Annotated in this window: 14 protein-coding genes; 9 read left to right on the plus strand and 5 right to left on the minus strand. The window is 59.5% G+C overall.

The features are described from left to right. The first annotated feature begins 137 nt into the window (after positions 1-137). Both hemB and ppk1 read left to right on the plus strand, forming a co-directional pair. Entirely contained in the window at positions 138-1,151 is a 1,014-nt protein-coding gene (gene hemB, locus NAV33_RS11470; protein ID WP_255980042.1) for a porphobilinogen synthase, read from the plus strand. A gap of 19 nt (positions 1,152-1,170) precedes the next feature. Further along, on the plus strand, positions 1,171-3,372 hold the full coding sequence (ppk1, locus tag NAV33_RS11475; RefSeq protein ID WP_255980044.1) for a polyphosphate kinase 1: 2,202 nt from the start codon (positions 1,171-1,173) through the stop codon (positions 3,370-3,372). Between the two features lie 49 nt (positions 3,373-3,421). Here ppk1 and ppx read toward each other — a convergent pair whose 3' ends face one another. Then, positions 3,422-4,924, minus strand: a complete 1,503-nt coding sequence (ppx, locus tag NAV33_RS11480) for an exopolyphosphatase (RefSeq protein ID WP_255980046.1) — start codon at positions 4,922-4,924, stop codon at positions 3,422-3,424. Between the two features lie 208 nt (positions 4,925-5,132). On the opposite strand from ppx, the gene trxA reads away from it, so the two are divergent. The 4 genes from trxA (at position 5,133) to NAV33_RS11500 (ending at position 9,544) form a co-directional block, all read left to right on the plus strand. Beyond that, positions 5,133-5,459, plus strand: coding sequence for a thioredoxin TrxA (gene trxA / locus NAV33_RS11485; RefSeq protein ID WP_021207111.1), 327 nt, complete (start codon positions 5,133-5,135; stop codon positions 5,457-5,459). 231 nt (positions 5,460-5,690) lie between these two features. Further along, positions 5,691-6,950 (plus strand): transcription termination factor Rho, encoded by a 1,260-nt coding sequence (gene rho, locus NAV33_RS11490; protein WP_255980048.1) that lies wholly within the window; start codon positions 5,691-5,693, stop codon positions 6,948-6,950. A 121-nt stretch (positions 6,951-7,071) separates the two neighbouring features. Beyond that, a complete protein-coding gene (gene ubiD / locus NAV33_RS11495) occupies positions 7,072-8,538 on the plus strand; it encodes a 4-hydroxy-3-polyprenylbenzoate decarboxylase (protein WP_255980050.1) in 1,467 nt (488 codons plus the stop codon). A gap of 34 nt (positions 8,539-8,572) precedes the next feature. Then, complete coding sequence (locus NAV33_RS11500; RefSeq protein WP_255980052.1) at positions 8,573-9,544, plus strand: CDP-6-deoxy-delta-3,4-glucoseen reductase; 972 nt, start codon at positions 8,573-8,575, stop codon at positions 9,542-9,544. A gap of 101 nt (positions 9,545-9,645) precedes the next feature. Here NAV33_RS11500 and NAV33_RS11505 read toward each other — a convergent pair whose 3' ends face one another. The 3 genes from NAV33_RS11505 to NAV33_RS11515 all read right to left on the minus strand — a co-directional run bounded on the left by NAV33_RS11505 (position 9,646) and on the right by NAV33_RS11515 (position 14,420). Then, the gene (locus tag NAV33_RS11505; RefSeq protein ID WP_255980054.1) at positions 9,646-10,305 is read right to left on the minus strand and encodes an SPOR domain-containing protein; all 660 of its coding nucleotides are present in this window, start codon (positions 10,303-10,305) and stop codon (positions 9,646-9,648) included. Next, complete coding sequence (gene argS, locus NAV33_RS11510) at positions 10,306-12,045, minus strand: arginine--tRNA ligase (RefSeq protein WP_255980056.1); 1,740 nt, start codon at positions 12,043-12,045, stop codon at positions 10,306-10,308. A gap of 152 nt (positions 12,046-12,197) precedes the next feature. Next, positions 12,198-14,420: a primosomal protein N' gene (locus tag NAV33_RS11515; protein ID WP_255980058.1), complete on the minus strand. Its 2,223-nt coding sequence runs from the start codon at positions 14,418-14,420 to the stop codon at positions 12,198-12,200. A 221-nt stretch (positions 14,421-14,641) separates the two neighbouring features. Here NAV33_RS11515 and rpmE point away from each other — a divergent pair, with 221 nt between their 5' ends. From rpmE to NAV33_RS11530, 3 genes are all read left to right on the plus strand, one after another. Beyond that, entirely contained in the window at positions 14,642-14,854 is a 213-nt protein-coding gene (gene rpmE / locus NAV33_RS11520; RefSeq protein WP_122167025.1) for a 50S ribosomal protein L31, read from the plus strand. A 22-nt stretch (positions 14,855-14,876) separates the two neighbouring features. Then, the gene (locus NAV33_RS11525) at positions 14,877-15,674 is read left to right on the plus strand and encodes a thermonuclease family protein (protein WP_255980060.1); all 798 of its coding nucleotides are present in this window, start codon (positions 14,877-14,879) and stop codon (positions 15,672-15,674) included. A 167-nt stretch (positions 15,675-15,841) separates the two neighbouring features. Continuing rightward, positions 15,842-17,110 (plus strand): malic enzyme-like NAD(P)-binding protein, encoded by a 1,269-nt coding sequence (locus tag NAV33_RS11530; protein ID WP_255980062.1) that lies wholly within the window; start codon positions 15,842-15,844, stop codon positions 17,108-17,110. Between the two features lie 282 nt (positions 17,111-17,392). Here NAV33_RS11530 and NAV33_RS11535 read toward each other — a convergent pair whose 3' ends face one another. Beyond that, positions 17,393-19,840, minus strand: a complete 2,448-nt coding sequence (locus NAV33_RS11535; RefSeq protein WP_255980064.1) for a penicillin-binding protein 1A — start codon at positions 19,838-19,840, stop codon at positions 17,393-17,395. Between the last annotated feature and the right edge of the window lie 12 nt (positions 19,841-19,852).

Below are 19,852 nucleotides of genomic sequence, written 5' to 3' on the forward strand. Positions count from 1 at the left end.
AAAGCACTGGAAGTACCTGTCGTGGGTGGCGACAATGATGGTATTCGACCACCGAGCCGCATGGCGCTGTCATCATTCGGTCACTAAGTCGGTCTATAAACGTCATATTCGCCCGTTCTGCGGGCCGGGAGTTCGCTGTGAGTTTCGTTCCTGCCAATCGACTGTTCCCTGCCACTCGCCTGCGTCGCAACCGTCGTGATGATTTTTCCCGCCGCTTGGTTCGCGAGAATCTGCTGAGCGTGGACGACCTGATCCTGCCGGTATTCGTCCTCGACGGCGAGAACCGCCGGGAGCAGGTGCCGTCGATGCCCGGTGTAGAGCGCCTTTCCATCGACCTGCTGCTTGAAGAGGCGGAGGAACTGGTCGCGCTAGGCATTCCGGCATTGGCGCTGTTCCCGGTCACGCCGCTGGAGAAGAAATCTCTGGATGCCGCCGAGGCCTGGAATCCGGACGGTATTGCTCAGCGTGCCACTCGCGCGCTGCGTGAACGCTTTCCCGAGCTTGGGATCATCACGGACGTCGCGCTGGATCCGTTCACCACCCACGGCCAGGACGGCATTCTCGATGAGCAGGGCTACGTGCAGAACGATGTGACTGTCGATGCGCTGGTTCGCCAGGCGCTCTCCCACGCCGAGGCCGGGGCTCAGGTTTTGGCGCCTTCGGACATGATGGACGGGCGTATCCAGGCGATCCGCGAGGCTCTTGAACTGGCCGATCACCACAACGTGCGCATCATGGCCTATTCGGCCAAGTATGCCAGCGCCTACTACGGCCCTTTCCGTGATGCGGTGGGTTCAGCGGCGAACCTGGGCAAGGGCAGCAAAAACACTTATCAGATGGACCCCGCCAATAGTGACGAGGCGCTGCACGAGGTGGGCGCCGATCTGGCCGAAGGCGCCGATATGGTCATGGTCAAGCCGGGAATGCCTTACCTGGACATTCTCTGGCGGGTAAAGGATGCCTTTCGCGTGCCGACCTTCGTCTATCAGGTCAGTGGTGAATATGCGATGCACATGGCTGCTATCCAGAACGGCTGGCTGAGCGAGGCGGTGGTTCTTGAATCGCTGACTGCCTTCAAACGTGCTGGCGCAGATGGCATCCTGACCTACTTCGCCAAGCAAGCGGCACAACAATTAAAGCAGGGGCAGTAGCCCCTTCCGAGGCAGATCGATGACCAACCAGGGACTCAGCGAGAGCGAATTGCAGCTGCCCGTCAGCGAGGCGCAACCACCCCAGGAAGTGCTACCCGAGGCGGAGAGGGTAGAGGAAGCGCCAGTCACCGCACCGGTGCAACCGGTGCCGAACCTGGACGACAGCAGTCTCTATATCCATCGTGAGCTGTCGCAGCTGCAATTCAATATCCGGGTGCTGGAGCAGGCGTTGGATGAGTCCTATCCAATGCTGGAGCGGCTGAAGTTCCTGCTGATCTTTTCCAGCAATCTCGATGAGTTTTTCGAGATTCGCGTCGCCGGGCTGAAGAAGCAGGTCACCTTTGCCCGTGAGCAGGCAGGCGCCGATGGCCTGCAGCCGCACCAGGCGCTGGCGCGGATCTCCGAACTGGTCCATGAGCAGGTTAGCCGACAGTATTCGATCCTCAACGAAGTGCTGCTGCCCGAGCTGGCCAAGCATCAGGTGCGCTTCATCCGCCGTCGCTACTGGACGGCCAAGATCAAGACCTGGGTGCGCCGTTATTTTCGCGACGAGATCGCGCCGATCATCACCCCCATCGGTCTGGACCCTACCCATCCGTTTCCGCTGCTGGTGAACAAGAGCCTCAACTTCATCGTCGAGCTGGAAGGCATCGATGCCTTCGGTCGCGATTCGGGGCTGGCGATAATCCCGGCGCCGCGTCTGCTGCCCCGGGTGATCCGCGTACCTGAAGAAGTCGGGGGAGCGGGCGCCAACTACGTGTTCCTATCATCGATGATTCATGCGCACGCGGACGATCTGTTCCACGGCATGAAGGTCAAGGGCTGCTATCAGTTCCGCCTGACGCGCAACGCCGACCTGTCCGTGGATACCGAGGATGTCGAGGATCTGGCACGGGCGCTGCGCGGCGAGCTGATCTCCCGGCGTTACGGCGATGCGGTGCGGCTGGAGGTGGTCGATACCTGCCCCAATCACCTTGCGGATTTCCTGCTCAAGCAGTTCAGCCTGAGCGAGAGCGAACTCTATCGGGTCAACGGGCCGGTCAACCTGACCCGGCTGTTCGGCATCACCGGTCTGGATAGTCATCCGGAACTGCAGTACACGCCGTTTACACCCGCGATCCCCAAGCTGTTGCAGAACAGCGAGAACATTTTCAACGTCGTCGGCAAGCAGGACATCCTGTTGCTGCATCCCTACGAGTCGTTCACGCCTGTGGTCGACCTCTTGCGTGAGGCCGCCAAGGACCCCTGCGTACTGGCGGTCAAGCAGACGCTGTACCGCTCCGGCGCCAATTCGGAAATTGTCGACGCGCTGGTGGAAGCGGCACGCAACGGCAAGGAAGTCACCGCGGTGATCGAGCTGCGGGCGCGCTTCGATGAAGAATCCAACCTGCAGCTGGCGAGCCGACTGCAGCAGGCCGGTGCGGTAGTGATCTACGGCGTGGTCGGCTATAAGACCCATGCCAAGATGATGCTGATCCTGCGTCGCGAGAACGGCGAGCTGCGGCGCTACGCCCATTTGGGCACCGGCAACTATCACGCTGGCAATGCGCGGCTGTATACCGACTACAGTCTGCTGACATCCGATGATGCGCTCTGTGAAGACGTGTCAAAGCTGTTCAGCCAGTTGATCGGTATGGGTAAAACCATGCGCATGAAGAAGCTCCTGCATGCGCCTTTCACCCTGAAAAAAGCACTGCTCGACATGATCGCGCAGGAAACCCAGCATGCGAGCGAAGGCAAGCCGGCTCACATTATCCTCAAGGTCAATTCGCTGACTGACGCGAAGATGATCCGCGCTCTGTACAAGGCAAGCCAGACCGGGGTACGTGTGGACCTGGTCGTGCGCGGCATGTGTTGTCTGCGTCCGGGAATCGTCGGGGTTTCGCACAACATCCAGGTGCGCTCGATTATCGGTCGTTTCCTTGAGCACAGCCGGGTCTTTTACTTTCTCAATGGCGGCGACGAGAAGCTTTATCTATCCAGCGCCGACTGGATGGAGCGCAACCTGGATCGTCGCGTCGAAACCTGTTTCCCCGTCGAGGGCAAGAAGCTGGTCACTCGCGTGAAGAAGGAGGTCGAAGGCTTCCTCACGGACAATACCCAGAGCTGGACGCTGCAACCTGACGGCACCTATCTGCGCAACAGTCCGAGTGGCAACCAGAACCCGCGCAATGTGCAAAACACCCTGTTGGAGCGCCTCGGTAGCCCGATCGCTCGCTGATCCGGTCAATGGTCCGTTGTCAGGCTAGTGGGCCGATTTGCGGGGGCGATCAGCGCACCGTCAGGTTGAAATCGATGCGCTTGAGCCAGTCGGCTTCCTGAGCGAAATCGGCCTGAGTCAGCGGATTGTTTTCCAGCCAGCCGTCGGGGAAGGCCACGTCGAGGCTGCTGTCGTCTGCCTTGAGCTGAAATGCCGGCGCCTGCTGCGGCCCGCGAATGTGATGGAAGAGGATGGCGAAGCGCAGCAGCACGCACAAGCGGGTCAACTTGATGCCATCCTCACTCAGCTCCTCGAACTTTTGCTTGGGTATGTTGCGACGATGGCCGCGAACCAACAGAGCCAACATCTGCTGGTCCTGACGCGAAAATCCCGGCAAGTCGGAATGCTCGATCAGGTAGGCGCCATGCTTGTGATAGTGGTAATGCGCGATGTCCAAGCCGACTTCATGGATTCGCGCCGCCCAGCCAAGTAATTCGCGCTGCCAATCTTCATCCAGGCCCCAGTCGGCCGACACCTGATCGAAGGCTTCCAACGCCTTGCTTTCGACCCGAGCTGCCTGTTCGGTGTCGACGTGGTAACGCTCCATGAGAAAGCTCAGGGTGCGGTCGCGGATGTCTTCCTGGTGATGCCGGCCGATGAGGTCATAGAGCACGCCTTCGCGTAACGCGCCTTCGGAGTGGGCCATGCTGGTGAGCTCCAGCGCATCGAAAATCGCCTCGAGAATTGCCAATCCGGCTGGAAAGATGCTCTTGCGGTCGGGCTTGATGCCGTCCATGTCGAGCTTTTCCACGTCGCCAAGTTTGAACAGCTTGCGCTTGAGCCAGCCGAGCCCATCGCTGGTGACTTCGCCGTTGCTCAGGCCGGCACCCTTGATCGCCAGTCCGACGGCGCGAATGGTGCCGGACGCGCCGACCGTGTCCTGCCAGCCGAGCCGGCGCAGGCCGTGTTCGATGCTCATCAGTTCCAGTCGCGCCGCCGTGTAGGCCTGGGCATAGCTCGCAGGGGTGATCTTGCCATCGCGGAAGAACCGCTGGGTGAAGCTCACGCAACCCATTTGCAGGCTTTCGCGCAGCAGCGAATCGAAGCCCTGGCCGATGATGAACTCACTGCTGCCGCCACCGATATCGACGACCAGCCGTTTGCCAGGGGCTGCGGGAAAGGTATGCGATACGCCAAGGTAGATCAGTCGCGCTTCTTCGCGGCCGGATATCACTTCGACCTGATGGTTGATGATCGTCTCGGCCTGGCGAATGAACTGCGCGCGATTGCGGGCCTCGCGCAGGGCATTGGTGCCTACCACGCGAACCGTTCCCTGGGGTAAATGATTGACTAGTTGGGCGAAGCGGCGCAGGCAGTCGAGGCCGCGCTGCATGGCTTGCTCGTCGAGCAAGCGGTTCTCATCTATGCCTGCAGCCAGCTGAACCTTCTCGCCGAGGCGCTCGATGATACGCATCTCGCCGTTGCTGGTGCGGGCCAGCACCATGTGAAAGCTGTTCGATCCGAGATCGAGGGCGGCGATCATCGGAGAGGGTTCGGCGGCTGGTAGGCGCATGGGTCAGTCTCTGTGCAAAACGCCGACATCCTGACATGATCATCGGTATCCGCCAATGCGTAGCACCATGCAGCACTATCTTGGTCCTGCGCTAATACCCAGGTTCGCGGCGATGCGCCAATTGCCCGAGCGACGGGCTGCGACTTTCGGTCCGCATCAAGCCGGGCTATGATGGCATCACTTTCGGTTTTGACCCTGGAGAAATTCCATGAGCGAGTACATCAACAATGTCAGCGACAGCAGCTTCGAGCAGGATGTGCTCCAGGCGGACGGTCCTGTTCTGGTCGATTACTGGGCCGAGTGGTGTGGTCCGTGCAAAATGATCGCTCCGGTACTCGACGAGATTGCCAAGGACTACGAGGGCAAACTCAAGGTTTGCAAGCTGAACATTGATGAAAATCAGGAAACCCCGCCAAAGTATGGCGTGCGCGGTATCCCGACCCTGATGTTGTTCAAGAATGGCAACGTCGAAGCCACCAAGGTTGGCGCTTTGTCGAAGTCGCAGCTGGCGGCGTTTCTCGACAGCAACATCTGAGTAAAAAGCTCTGCTTTTCCAAAGCCCTCGCAAATGCGGGGGCTTTTTTCTAATGGCAGGGTGGACGCTTCGCCTGCGTGGTGCTAAATTCGGCCCTGCGACGCTTCTTCCGTCGCCCCCTGCATGCCGTCGCCGACGCACTTCAGCCTCATAAAGCACAACGAACCAGTTCGTCTCTTGCTGCGCGGCTTCTCAAGCTAATCGCTTTCTTCATCCTTCCTGACTCTTTCTATGAATCTGACCGAACTTAAGCAAAAGCCCATCACCGAACTGTTGGAAATGGCCGAACAGATGGGCATCGACAACATGGCCCGTTCGCGCAAGCAGGACGTGATTTTCTCCCTGCTGAAAAAGCACGCTAAAAGCGGCGAGGAAATCTCCGGTGACGGCGTGCTGGAGATTCTCCAGGATGGCTTCGGCTTTCTGCGCTCCGCGGATTCTTCTTATCTCGCCGGGCCTGATGACATCTATGTCTCGCCGAGCCAGATTCGCCGCTTCAACCTGCGTACCGGTGACACCATCGTCGGTAAAATCCGTCCGCCGAAAGAAGGCGAGCGTTATTTTGCGCTGCTCAAGGTCGACACGATCAACTTCGATCGGCCGGAAAACGCCAAAAACAAGATTCTCTTCGAGAACCTGACGCCGTTGTTCGCCAATAAGCGTCTGACCATGGAAGCCGGTAACGGCTCCACCGAAGACCTGACCGGCCGGGTGATCGACCTCTGCGCGCCGATCGGCAAGGGGCAGCGCGGCCTCATCGTGGCCCCGCCGAAAGCGGGCAAGACCATCATGCTGCAGAACATCGCCAGCAACATCACCCGCAACAATCCTGAGTGTCACCTGATCGTTCTGCTGATCGACGAGCGCCCGGAAGAAGTGACCGAAATGCAGCGCACCGTGCGCGGTGAAGTGGTCGCCTCCACCTTCGACGAGCCGCCGACCCGCCACGTGCAGGTTGCGGAAATGGTGATCGAAAAGGCCAAGCGCCTGGTCGAGCACAAGAAGGACGTGGTCATCCTGCTGGACTCCATCACTCGCCTGGCGCGTGCCTACAACACGGTGATTCCGAGCTCCGGCAAGGTGTTGACCGGTGGTGTCGATGCCCACGCCCTGGAAAAGCCCAAGCGTTTCTTCGGCGCTGCGCGGAACATCGAGGAAGGCGGCAGCCTGACCATTCTCGCCACTGCGCTGGTGGAAACCGGTTCGAAGATGGACGAGGTGATCTACGAGGAATTCAAGGGTACCGGCAATCTTGAGCTGCAACTCGATCGTCGCATCGCCGAGAAGCGTGTATTCCCGGCGATTAACATCAACCGTTCGGGTACTCGCCGTGAAGAGCTGCTGACCAGCGAGGAAGAGCTGCAGCGCATCTGGATTCTGCGCAAGCTCTTGCATCCGATGGATGAAAGCGCCGCGATCGAATTCCTGCTCGACAAGCTCAAGGACACCAAGACCAACGACGAATTCTTCATGTCGATGAAGCGTAAGTAAACGTCTGGTCATTGTCACCGAGGCCGGGGAAACCCGGCCTTCGTCTGTCTGCAGGTTTTGGAAATCTCGGCGCGAAGGCTAAACTTGCGCCCGACCCTACCGGCCCCATCGAGGCTCAAGCATGCAGTATCGCGATCTGCGCGATTTTATCAGCGGCCTGGAACAGCGCGGTGAACTCAAGCGCGTCAGGACTGCAGTATCTCCCGTTCTGGAAATGACCGAGATATGCGACCGTACCCTGCGTAAACAGGGCCCGGCGCTGCTCTTTGAGAACCCGACCGGCTTCGATATGCCAGTACTCGGTAACCTGTTCGGTACGCCCAAGCGCGTAGCGCTGGGGATGGGCGCCGAGGCCGTTTCGGAGCTGCGCGAGATCGGCAAGCTGCTGGCCTTCCTGAAGGAGCCGGAGCCTCCAAAAGGTCTCAAGGACGCGTGGGACAAGCTGCCGATCTATAAGAAGGTCATCAGCATGGCGCCCAAGGTGCTCAAGGACGCGGCCTGCCAGGAAGTGATTCTGGAAGGTGATGATGTCGACCTGTCCACGTTGCCAGTGCAGACCTGTTGGCCGGGCGACGCCGGACCGCTGATTACCTGGGGCCTCACCATCACCAAGGGACCGAACAAAGAGCGGCAGAACCTTGGTATCTATCGTCAGCAAGTAATTGGTCGCAACAAGGTGATCATGCGCTGGCTCAGCCATCGTGGCGGCGCGCTGGATTATCGCGAGTGGTGCGAAAAATATCCTGACCGCCCCTATCCGGTTGCGGTGGCGCTCGGGGCGGACCCGGCAACCATTCTCGGCGCGGTCACCCCGGTGCCTGATTCGCTCTCCGAATACGCCTTCGCCGGCCTGTTGCGCGGCAGCCGCACGGAGTTGGTGAAATGCCGTGGCAGTGATCTGCAGGTGCCGGCTGGCGCTGAGATTGTGCTTGAGGGCTACATCCAGCCTGGCGAAATGGCCGATGAAGGCCCCTACGGCGACCACACCGGCTATTACAACGAAGTCGATCGCTTCCCCGTCTTCACCGTCGAGCGTATCACCATGCGTCGCGATGCGATCTATCACAGCACCTACACAGGCCGCCCGCCGGACGAGCCGGCGATTCTTGGGGTGGCGCTCAACGAAGTCTTCGTGCCGATCCTGCAAAAGCAGTTTCCGGAAATCACCGATTTCTATTTGCCGCCGGAAGGCTGCTCCTACCGCATGGCAGTGGTAACCATGAAGAAGCAGTACCCCGGCCACGCCAAGCGCGTGATGCTCGGCGTGTGGAGCTTTCTGCGGCAGTTCATGTACACCAAGTTCGTGATCGTCACCGATGACGATATCAACGCGCGCGACTGGAGCGACGTGATCTGGGCTATCACCACACGTATGGATCCGAAGCGCGACACGGTGCTGATCGAAAATACGCCGATCGACTACCTCGATTTCGCCTCTCCAATCTCCGGTCTAGGCAGCAAGATGGGGCTCGATGCCACCCATAAATGGCCGGGCGAGACCACTCGTGAATGGGGTCGCGCCATTGTTCAGGACGAAGCGGTCAAGCGCCGTGTCGACGAACTCTGGGCCGAGCTGGGCATCGACTGATGATCAGCTGTCGTCTATTCAGGTTTTCCAGTTCATGAAAGTTACCTTGCAACCCTCCGGCGCCGTGCTTGAAGTCGAGCGTGGCGAACGGATCCTCGATGCCGCGCGCCGGTTGGGCTACGAGTGTCCTCAGGCCTGTCGCAACGGCAATTGCTTGATTTGTGCGGCGCTGCTGGTCAGCGGCCAGGTGCGTCAACACGGAGAAAGCGTCGACCACGGCGAGGTCTTTACATGTCTGGCCGAGCCCGAGAGTGACTGCGTACTGCTCTGGGATGGTGTTCTCTCTCCTGGCGAGCTGCCGATGCGGACGCTGAGCTGTCAGTTGATTAGCTGCGAAGAGGTCGGTGGCGACGTGTTTCGTCTGTTGCTGCGTGCACCGGCAGGCAAGCCGCCACGCTATCACGCCGGGCAATACGTGCTGCTGGAGCGGGAAAATGGCGAATTCAGCGCCTTCTCGCTGGCGTCCGCTCCCGACCGGGGGCGCGAGCTGGAGCTCCATGTGCTGGCGCGCGAGAGCTCGGCTGTCGAGCTGCTCGAATTCATTCGTCGGCAAGGCTTAGTAAAGGTGCAAATGCCGTTTGGCGACGCTCATCTCGCCGAACTTCCGGATGGCCCGCTGGTGCTGATCGCGGCAGGAACTGGAATGGCGCAAATGCATAGTCTGATCGAGCATTGCCGGGCTGAGGGGTTTGCCTATCCGGTGCATCTGTACTGGGGCGTGCGGCGACCGGAAGATTTCTATCAATTAACGCATTGGGACGAATGGCAAGGCATGCCGAATCTGTTCCTGCATCAGGTGGTTAGCGATGTCTGTGGATGGGAAGGGCGTTGCGGCATGCTGCATGAGGCTGTTTGCGAGGATTTCGCCGATCTCAGATCCTTGCATGTCTACGCCAGCGGCTCGCCTGCGATGATTTACGGAACGCTCGACGCGTTGGTTGAAGCGGGGATGGATGCGACACAGATGCGCGCCGATGTCTTCGCTTACGCGCCACGGGAAAGCTAGGCCGCGCAGGCAGCATCTGTCACTGGCCCCGCTCCGTACCCGGAGACGAATAGCCAACATGCCGGACGGATCCTGGAGGCGTTGTGCCTCCCGATTCGCTATCAGCGCGCCTGCCGTTGCTGGAGCAGCAGGTTGTTGTAACCGCTTGCAGCTAGGGTCTTCTGCGCTTTGCCGAGCTGATCCCGGTCGGCATAGGGTCCGACCAGTACTCGATACCAGACTTCATCACGGACCGTGACGTTTTCGACGCGCACGTCCTGGCCGAGCAGGATGATCTGCGCGCGGACCTTTTCGGCTTCCGGTTTCTGCCGGAACGAACCCGCTTGAAGGAAGAACTGCGTGACCGGCGCTTTCGCCACGGTAGGCGGGGGCGGCGGGACCTTTCCATTCAGAGCGGCTTCGGCGCGGGCCGCGTCAATCTTAGCGGCCTCTTCCGGCGTGACTGGCGCTGGTGCTTCCGGCTTGGGCTCCTCCGGTGGCAGGATCACTTCCGACTCCGGCAGCAGTGTGTAGAAGTCATATTTCGGCTTGACCGATTGGCCCGTCGCTGGCGGTGAGCGCTTCGGCTGCTCTTTGGGCTTGGGTGCATCCTGGGCACGCTTGATTTCGTCCCCGCCGGGTTGCAGATTCATCAGGAACACGATGAAACCGCCAATCACTAGGCCGCATAGCAACCATATCCAGCCGGGAACAGGCTTTTTCGCGGGTGCCTGGTAACGGCTCGCCCCGCGCTTCGGTGCGGGTTTCTTCTTGGCGACCACTTACATCCGCTCCAGGGTTTCCAGGCCCAGCAATTCCAGGCCCTGCTTGAGGGTCTTGCCGGTGAGGGCAGCCAGGCGCAGGCGACTTTGTTTCACGGTTTCGCTCTCTGCGGTGAGTATCGGGCAATGCTCGTAGAAACTGGAAAACAGCCCGGCGAGATCGTATAGGTAGCTGCACAGCAGGTGTGGGACGCCCTTCTCGCCGACGCCGTTTAGCACTTCAGCGAATTGCGCCAGTTTGGCGCCCAGCGCCTGTTCTTGCTCCGCGTCGAGCTGGATCGTGCCGGCAAGGCCCTCCATCCCTGTCCCTAGCTTGCGAAACACGCTGGCGACACGGGTGTAGGCGTAAAGCAGGTAGGGCGCGGTGTTGCCCTCGAAGCTGAGCATCTGTTCGAAGTTGAAGCTGTAATCGCTGGTGCGATGTTTGGACAGGTCTGCGTATTTCACCGCGCCGATGCCCACGGCACGAGCGATGCTCCGCAGTTCAGCTTCGTCTAGATCAGGATTCTTCTCTTTCACCAGGCTGTAAGCGCGCTGTTCTGACTCGTCGAGCAGGTCGACCAACTTCACCGTGCCGCCGTCGCGGGTTTTGAACGGGCGGCCATCGGCGCCATTCATGGTGCCAAAACCCATATGCTCGAGTTGCATCCCGCTGTGCACGAAGCCGGCGCGGCGTGCGACTTCAAAATCCATCTGGAAATGCAAAGCTTGTCTCTGATCGACGAAATACAGGGCACGATCAGCGTGCAGCTGCTGGCTACGGTAACGCATGGAAGCGAGGTCGGTGGTGGCATACAAATATCCGCCGCCCGCCTTTTGCACGATCACGGGAAGGGGATTGCCTTCGGCGTTCTTGAATTCATCGAGAAACACGCACTGGGCGCCGTTGCTTTCGCTCAACAGGCCCTTGGTCTTGAGTGACTCGACGATCTCACCGAGCTCGGCGTTGTAGGCGCTTTCGCCCTTGACGTCCGCTGGCGTGAGCTTGACGTTGAGCCGGTCGTAGACCTTCTGGCAATGTGAAAGGGAAATCTCGTTGAAGCGCGTCCACAGGCGCAGGCAGTCGGTATCGCCGGCTTGCAGCTTCACCACCAATTCACGGGCGCGCTCAGCGAACGCGGCGGAGTCGTCGAAACGCTGCTTCGCCGCGCGATAGAACTGTTCGAGATCGGACAGCTCGCTTTCGGCCGCGGCAGGATTTTCTTCCAGATAAGCCAGCAGCATGCCGAACTGGGTGCCCCAATCGCCGACATGGTTCTGACGGATCACCTCGTCTCCGAGAAACTCTAGAACCCGCGCAACCGCATCGCCGATGATGGTCGAGCGCAGATGGCCAACGTGCATCTCCTTGGCTAGGTTGGGTGAGGACAGATCGACGACGACTCGTTGCACCGGACCCGTCTTGCTCACACATAAGTGCGGATCGACAAGTGCGGCGTCAAGGCGCTCGGCCAGTGCTGCGCTGTTCTGGAAGAAGTTGAGAAATCCGGGGCCGGCGATTTCGACCTGGCTGATACTGGCGTCCGCCGGCAATGCCTCGATCAGCTTTTGCGCCAGGTCGCGTGGCTTCATTCCAGCCGGTTTCGCCAGCATCATGGCGATGTTGCTGGCGAAGTCCCCGTGGCTCTTGTCGCGGGTGTTCTCCACCTGAATCGTCGGCGTCAGCCCTTCGGGCAGCACGCCTTCAGCGGTGAGGCGGGTGAGGGCTTGCTGGATCAGATGGCGAATGCTGTCTTTCATCGTTTGCTCGGTAGGCCCGAAGGCTTTGGTCGAAAACTGCGCATTATAAGAGCAGCGGCAAGCTACAAGCCATTGGAAGCAGGTGCAAGCGACACGCTTCAAGCTGCAGTTTGAGGCAAGCAGCGCTCTTGCTCCTGCTTGATGCTCAATGCTTAAAAAAGGTCGATTGGATCGACATCCAGTGACCAGCGTACCGTGCGGCTGCCGGGGAGCGTTTCCACCAAAGGCAACCAGGCACTCATAAGTCTATGCAGAGGTGCGCGGGCATTGGCCTGTAACAGCAGCTGCGCACGAAACCGCCCGGCCCGTCGCTCCATTGGCGCCGGAACCGGACCCAGCAACTCCACGCCGGAAAGACTCAGCTGTGCTGTCAGCTGTTCCGCCTGGCTGCAGGCTTGATCGAGGAAATCCTCGGCCTGACCGGGTTTCGGTGCTTCCGCGCGTAGCAGCGCCAAATGACTGAACGGCGGCAGGCCGGCCGCGCGGCGTTCGCTCAGTGCCTGGTCGGCAAAAGCGAAATAGCCCTGTTCGGTCAATTGGACCAGTAGCGGGTGATCGGCGAGATGGGTCTGGATGATGACTTTGCCCGGTTCCTCGGCGCGCCCCGCACGGCCGGCCACCTGGACGATCAACTGGGCCATTCGCTCGCTGGCGCGGAAGTCGGCGGAAAACAACCCGCCGTCGGCGTCGAGAATCGCAACCAGATTAACGCGGGGGAAGTGGTGCCCCTTGGCGAGCATTTGCGTACCTACCAGTAGGCAAGGTTCGCCGCGGTTGATGGTGGTTAGTAGGTGCTCCATCGAACCTTTTCGTGATGTGGTGTCGCGGTCGATACGCAGCACCGGGTAGTCGGGAAACAGGACGCTGAGTCTGTCTTCCGCGCGTTCGGTACCGGCGCCCACGGGGCGTAGGTCGACCTTGCTGCAGTCCGGGCAGTTCAGCGGCGGCCGCTCCGCATGGCCGCAATGGTGGCAGCGCAGCTCATTATGACGCTGATGCAGTGTCATCCGAGCGTCACAGCGCGGGCATTGGCTCAGCCAGCCGCAGTCGTGACACAGAAGCGAGGGAGCGAAGCCGCGGCGGTTGAGAAACACCAGCACCTGTTGCCTGGCCGCCAGTGTCTGTGCCATGGCTTGCTGCAACGGGCCGGAGATGCCGGAGTCCAGCGGCCGGCTTTTTACATCCAGGCGGAGGAAGCGCGGAGCTTGTGCGCCGCCAGCGCGCTGGGTCAGCTTGAGCAGTGCATAACGACCAATGTGAGCATTGTGCAGACTTTCCAGTGACGGGGTGGCCGAGCCCAGCAGGATCGGCAGGTTTTCCTGGCGTGCCCGGACCACCGCCAGATCGCGGGCGTGATAGCGCAGGCCTTCCTGTTGTTTATAGGAGGCGTCGTGTTCCTCGTCGAGGATGATCAGGCCGGGATTCTTCATCGGCGTGAACAGTGCCGAGCGGGTGCCGATGATGATGTCGGCTTCGCCATCGCGCGCCGCCAGCCAAGCGTCCAGTCGTTCTCGGTCATTGACGTTGGAGTGCAGCAAGGCGATGCGGGCATTGAAGCGCTGCTCGAAGCGGGCCAGGGTCTGCGGGCCGAGGTTGATTTCAGGAATCAGCACCAGTGCCTGTTTGCCGGCTTCGAGCACTCGATGGATGAGCTGCAGATAGACTTCAGTCTTGCCACTGCCGGTGACGCCTGCCAGCAGCGCCACCTGAAAGCCATCGAAGCCGGCACGGATGGCCTCGAACGCGGCGCGCTGTTCCTGGTTAAGCGGCAGCTCAGGCTGCAGCAACCAGCTGCCTTGGTGTCGTGGGGACTGGTGGTTGCGCCGCGTCTCGACCCGCAGCAAGCCTTTCTGCAGCAGCAGGTCGAGGCTGTCTTTGCTCAGCTGGAGTTGGTTCAGCAGGGAATGGGCGACACCATGCGGGTGCTGGGCGATGGCTTTCAGCGCCTCGCGCTGGCGTGGCGCTCGGCTCAGTCGCGGATCTTCTGGCCGTGCGCCGGTCGCGGCATGCCAGAAGCGCTCCTGCCGCGCTTCGGCAGGCTCACCCTGACGCAGTAGTATCGGTAGCGCCCAATTGAGGGTATCGCCGAGGCTGTGTTGGTAGTACTGCGCTGTCCATAGGCACAGCTTGAACAGTGCAGATGGCAGCGGCGGTTGGGCGTCGAGGAGTTCCAGCGCGGGTTTGAGTTTCCCTTCGGGCACTTCGCTGTGTGTCACCAGCTCCACCAGAACGCCGATCACCTCGCGTCGCCCAAAGGGTACACGTAGCCGCATGCCGGACCGTAATACGGCGTAGGGCACGCCCTCTGGTGGCAGGTAATCGAAAAGTCTGCGCAGGGGAGAAGGCAGCGCGAGGCGAAGTATGGGCTGAGGCACACGGAGGTCCTTGACGACGGATGTAGATGGTAAACGATCCGGCAGCCCGCCGACCCGCTAACAATCGTCGAGCTGCATGCAAAGCGGCAGGTATCCCCGCCTTGCCCAGCCGCGCGACCGCCTGCGCTTGCATCGACACCCTGCTCTGGTATCATCCGCGTCCTTCCGTGCGGTACTCGACATAGGGTCGGGTGGCGGCACAAGTCTTAGAGGATTCTTCCATGAAAGCCGATATCCATCCTAACTACGTAGAAATCGAAGCCACTTGCAGCTGCGGCAACGTCATCAAGACTCGTTCCACGCTGGCCAAGAACATGAGCATCGACGTTTGCTCCGAGTGCCATCCTTTCTACACCGGCAAGCAGAAAGTGCTGGATACCGGCGGCCGTATCGACCGCTTCAAGCAGCGTTTCGGTGTGTTCGGCGCCAAGTAAGCAGCGCCGCGACGGGAGTCCCATGAGGCTTTCCGTGCACCTAAAAAAGGCGTCCCTAGTGGGCGCCTTTTTCGTTTCCGCCATTTTCAGCCTGCAGGCGCAGGCGCTTTGTTCTGTCAGCGGTCCGCTGTCTCGAGTGGTTGTGGCAAAGGTCATCGACGGCGACACGCTTCGTCTGGAAGACGGACGCAATGTCCGGCTCATTGGTCTGAACGCACCTGAAGTAGGACGCAAAGGTCGCAACGCCGAACCCTTTGCAGAGGCGGCCAAGCGGCGTCTGCAGGCACTGATCAGCGCCAGTGATGGGCATGTAAATCTGCGTCTTGGCCAGGACGCCAAAGACCATTACGGTCGGGTTCTAGCCCATGTATTCAATGAGCGCGGCGAGAATCTCGAAGCTGCCCTGCTCGCTGAAGGGTTGGGCTATTTCGTCGCCATTGCGCCAAATACATTGTTGGCGAGCTGCCATCGAGGCGCCGAGCGCAAGGCTCGTGCCGCTGGAAAGGGGGTATGGCGTCAGTCGCCGATAATTGCAGCCGAACGCTTGCGCCGAGGTGGCTTTGCGGTGGTGAAGGCGCGTGTCGATCGGCTGGAGAAGAATCGGGGCGGTATCTGGCTGGAGCTGAAAGGCTCGATGGTATTGAAGATTCCCTATCGGGCCGCTGCGGCGTTCACTGAGTACTCGCTATCGGATTTGCCAGGCAGGGAGATTGAGGCGAGAGGGTGGGTGATTGATCGTAAGGGGCGTGCGGATTTGTCGCGGCAGGCCCGCTGGATGCTTCAGGTCGACCATCCTTCGATGCTTGCTCCGCTACCCTGACGTGAGTCCCGGGTTACGCGGGAATGCGGAGTAGTTGGCTCGCCCGTCAGCTGAAAGTCGTAGGCCGAGCTCTTGACAGGCAGCTTTCCCATTGGCTTGTGACGGCGATCGATCTTGGCGTATCCTCGACCGCCTGTCTGTCCCAGAAAAAATAAGCGGAATGCCTCATGACTGACCTGAAAACTGCCGCTCTCGACTATCATTCGCAGCCCCGTCCGGGAAAGCTGAGTGTCGAGCTGACCAAGCCCACCTCCACCGCTCGCGATCTGTCGCTGGCCTATAGTCCTGGCGTAGCGGAGCCGGTACGAGAAATCGCTCGCGATCCGCAACTGGCTTACCGATACACCGGTAAAGGCAACCTGGTAGCGGTAATTTCCGATGGCACGGCAATTCTTGGCCTGGGAAATCTGGGGCCTCTAGCCTCCAAGCCCGTGATGGAAGGCAAAGGTGTTCTGTTCAAGCGTTTCGCCGGCGTCGATGTGTTCGACATCGAGGTCGATGCGGAAAGCCCGCAGGCGTTCATCGATACGGTCAAGCGTATTTCTATCACCTTCGGTGGAATTAACCTGGAAGACATCAAGGCACCCGAGTGCTTCGAGATCGAACGGGCTTTGATCGAGCAGTGCGACATTCCGGTGTTCCACGATGACCAGCACGGAACCGCCATCGTGACCGCGGCAGGCATGCTCAATGCGTTGGAAATCGCAGGCAAGACGCTTGAGGAAGCCAAGATCGTCTGCCTGGGTGCTGGTGCTGCGGCAACCTCCTGCATGAAGCTACTGGTCAGTATGGGCGCGAAGATCGAGAACATCTTCATGATCGACCGCAAGGGCGTAGTCCACGCCGGTCGGGACGATTTGAACCAATACAAGGCTGTGTTTGCCCATGAAACCGGCAAGCGCACCCTAGATGACGCGCTCGATGGCGCCGACGTCTTTGTCGGTCTGTCTGGCGCCAATCTGCTGAGTGCCGAAGGCCTCAAGCGTATGGCGGCGAACCCGGTGGTGTTCGCTTGCTCGAACCCCGATCCCGAGATCAGCCCGGAACTGGCGCACGCAACCCGCTCCGACGTAATCATGGCCACTGGCCGTTCGGATTATCCGAACCAGGTCAACAACGTGCTGGGGTTCCCGTTCATTTTCCGTGGGGCGTTGGATGTTCGGGCTTCACGCATCAATGAAGAGATGAAGATCGCTGCTGCAGTTGCCCTCCGCGATCTAGCCAAACTGCCGGTTCCGGCGGAAGTCGCGGCGGCTTATGGTGTTGATCAGCTGCAGTTCGGTCGCGAATACATTATTCCGAAGCCGATGGATCCCCGCTTGATCACCCTGGTTTCGGATGCCGTGGCCAAGGCCGCGATCGAAAGCGGCGTGGCGACGCTGCCGTATCCGTCGAACTATCCGCTGAAATCGGTTGACGACGTATTCAACGGCTAGCTGGACACCGCTCGTTCTTGAATAAGGCTCTGCTTCGGCAGGGCTGGTAGCAGACAAAACAAAACCCCGGCCCTTCGGTCGGGGTTTTGTTTTGTCTGCTATCGCTTTTCCAGGAGCCGGCTGATTACCTTCATTGCAAGGACGACGTTTCGCGTTCGGCATTAAAGCCATGGGGCTTGCCGGGTATGAAAAATAACTTCGGGGCCTTCGCCCTCAAGCTGGCTGGCGGATCCATCCGCCAGCGGCGCTTTCAGCCGTGTTTGAACAATATGTCTCGGACCTTCAGAACAGGTCGAGCGGTGCTGCCTCGGATGCCGGCAGCGGACTGCCGGGCACAACGGAGCCCGGAGCCAACTCGTCCATGTTAGGCGGGGAGTCTTCGCTTCGGAACAGTTCGAAATAGGCGTCGGGCGTTCCGGGGGCGGCTGCACGACCACTCTTGGGGTCGATTCGCAGCGTCATGATTCCTTCTGGCTCTGGAGGTGCATGTTCGGGCGTGCCTTCCAGTACCGAGCTCATATACTTCATCCAGATAGGCAGCGCCACCGTCCCCCCGTATTCCCGACGACCTAGGCTCTGCGGCTGATCGAAGCCGGCCCAGACGGTCGTTACGATGTCTGCGTTATAACCAGAGAACCAGCTGTCCTTGGATTCATTGGTGGTGCCGGTCTTACCCGCAATATCACCACGGCCCATCGCCAGGGCTCTTCTGCCTGTCCCGCGCTTGATAACGTCCTGCAGCATGCTGGTCATGATATAGGCGGTGCGTTCGTCGATGATTTGCTCGGCGTACACTGGCGGCTGCTTGACTAGCTCCGAATCGCTAATTAGCGGTTTGTCGCTCTGTGCATAGGCGGTTATCGCTGCTTGATCTTCTTCTGCCTGGGCTGAACGAGCAGTGCTGTCCTCGGGTACGCGTGCCGGGTTTGCTTCGAATATTACTTTGCCGTCTCGATCCTCGATGCGCTCGATGAGATAGGGATCCACCTTATAGCCGCCGTTCGCGAACGCGGTCCAGCCGATGGCAATTTCCATTGGCGTCAGGGTCGCTGTCCCAAGCGCCAATGATAGATTCGCAGGCAGGTCTTCGGCTTTAAATCCAAAGCGTTTGATGTAGTCGATGGTGTCTGGAATTCCAAGGGTCTGCAGTAGGCGAATCGAGACTAGATTGCGGGATTTATAAAGTGCTTCGCGCAGACGGATTGGGCCAAGGAACGTGTTGTTATCATTTTTTGGCCGCCAAACACGGTCTAGATCTTCCTCAACAAAAACGATGGGCGAATCGTTGACCAAGGTCGCGGCTGTGAATCCCGCGTCCAGTGCCGCACTATAGACGAAGGGTTTGAAGCTGGAGCCTGGCTGACGTTTTGCTTGAATGGCGCGGTTGTAATTGCTTTGACCAAAAGAAAAGCCGCCGGTCAGCGCTTCGATGGATCCGTCAATGGGGTCGATCGATACCAGAGCAGCCTGAGCTTGGGGTATCTGGCTGAACAACAATTCACCATCCGAGATAAGAACGCGAACGACGTCTCCCATCTTGACCACGTCGGAGGGAGCCTTGGGTTGCGGTCCAAGGCTGTTGGCATTAATGAATGGGCGAGCCCATTTCATGCTGTCCCAGCGAACGCTTCGCTCGGTACCATCACGGAGCATGACCTGGATTGCGTCGTTGGAAATCTGACTGACAACAGCGGGTAGCAGGCCGGATTGGCTTCGATACTCGCTAAGTTCCTTAAGCCAGGTTTCACGATCAGTGCCCCCCAGTTGGGCTTCCGGCCCTCGATAGCCGTGACGCTGGTCATATTCGATTAGTCCCTGCGTAAGGGATCGATTGGCAGCGACCTGCCGCTCGCTAGTGGGCGTCGTGTAGACGCGAAAGCCATCGGTATAGGCGGCGCTGCCGAAGCGGCCAACCATCTCGGCGCGTGCCATCTCGGCTACATAAGGGGCGTCGAGCTCTGGTGAGGAGCCATGATAGGAGGCGTCCACGACTTCCGCCATCGCTTGCTGATAACGGGATTCGTCTATTGATCCAAGCCCATACATGCGCCCAAGAATCCAGTCGCGCCTTTCCTTGGCACGCTCTCGGTTGGCCAGCGGATTAAACGCCGATGGAGCCTTGGGTAAGCCAGCGATCATTGCCATTTGTGCCAGGCTCAGCTCGCCAATTGATTTTCCGTAGTAAACATGAGCTGCCGCCTCGATGCCGTAGGAGCGGTTGCCCAGGTAGATTTTGTTGACGTACAACTCAAGAATTTCGTCCTTGCTCAGCTCTCGTTCGATTTGCAGAGCTAGAAGAATTTCGCTGATCTTGCGTGAAAAGCTTCGCTCGCTGGTGAGGAAGTAATTCTTCGCAACCTGCATGGTAATGGTGCTACCGCCGGTCTGAATCTCGCCGGTTTTCAATAATTGCGTGGCAGCGCGCATCAGGCTGGAAACATCAACGCCATAATGATTCGCGAAGTTGTCATCTTCGGCCGCCAACAGAGCGGCGATGAAGTCTTTAGGTATTTCATCGAAGCCAATTGGGGAGCGGCGCATTTCGCCATACTCGGCTATCAGTTTGTCGTCATTGCTATAGACACGCAGAGGAATCTGGAGCTGTATGCTGCGTAGCGATTCGACCGATGGCAGATTAGGGCCGAGATAGAGAAAAGCGCCACTGAGACTGAGCAGAAGTCCGCAGAAAATAGCCAAGCACGACCATAAGAAAAACTTCAGGAAACGCATCAGGGTTCGTTG

It is taken from the genome of Stutzerimonas stutzeri (genome assembly GCF_024448715.1).
Taxonomy (GTDB): Bacteria; Pseudomonadota; Gammaproteobacteria; order Pseudomonadales; family Pseudomonadaceae; genus Stutzerimonas; species Stutzerimonas stutzeri_AR.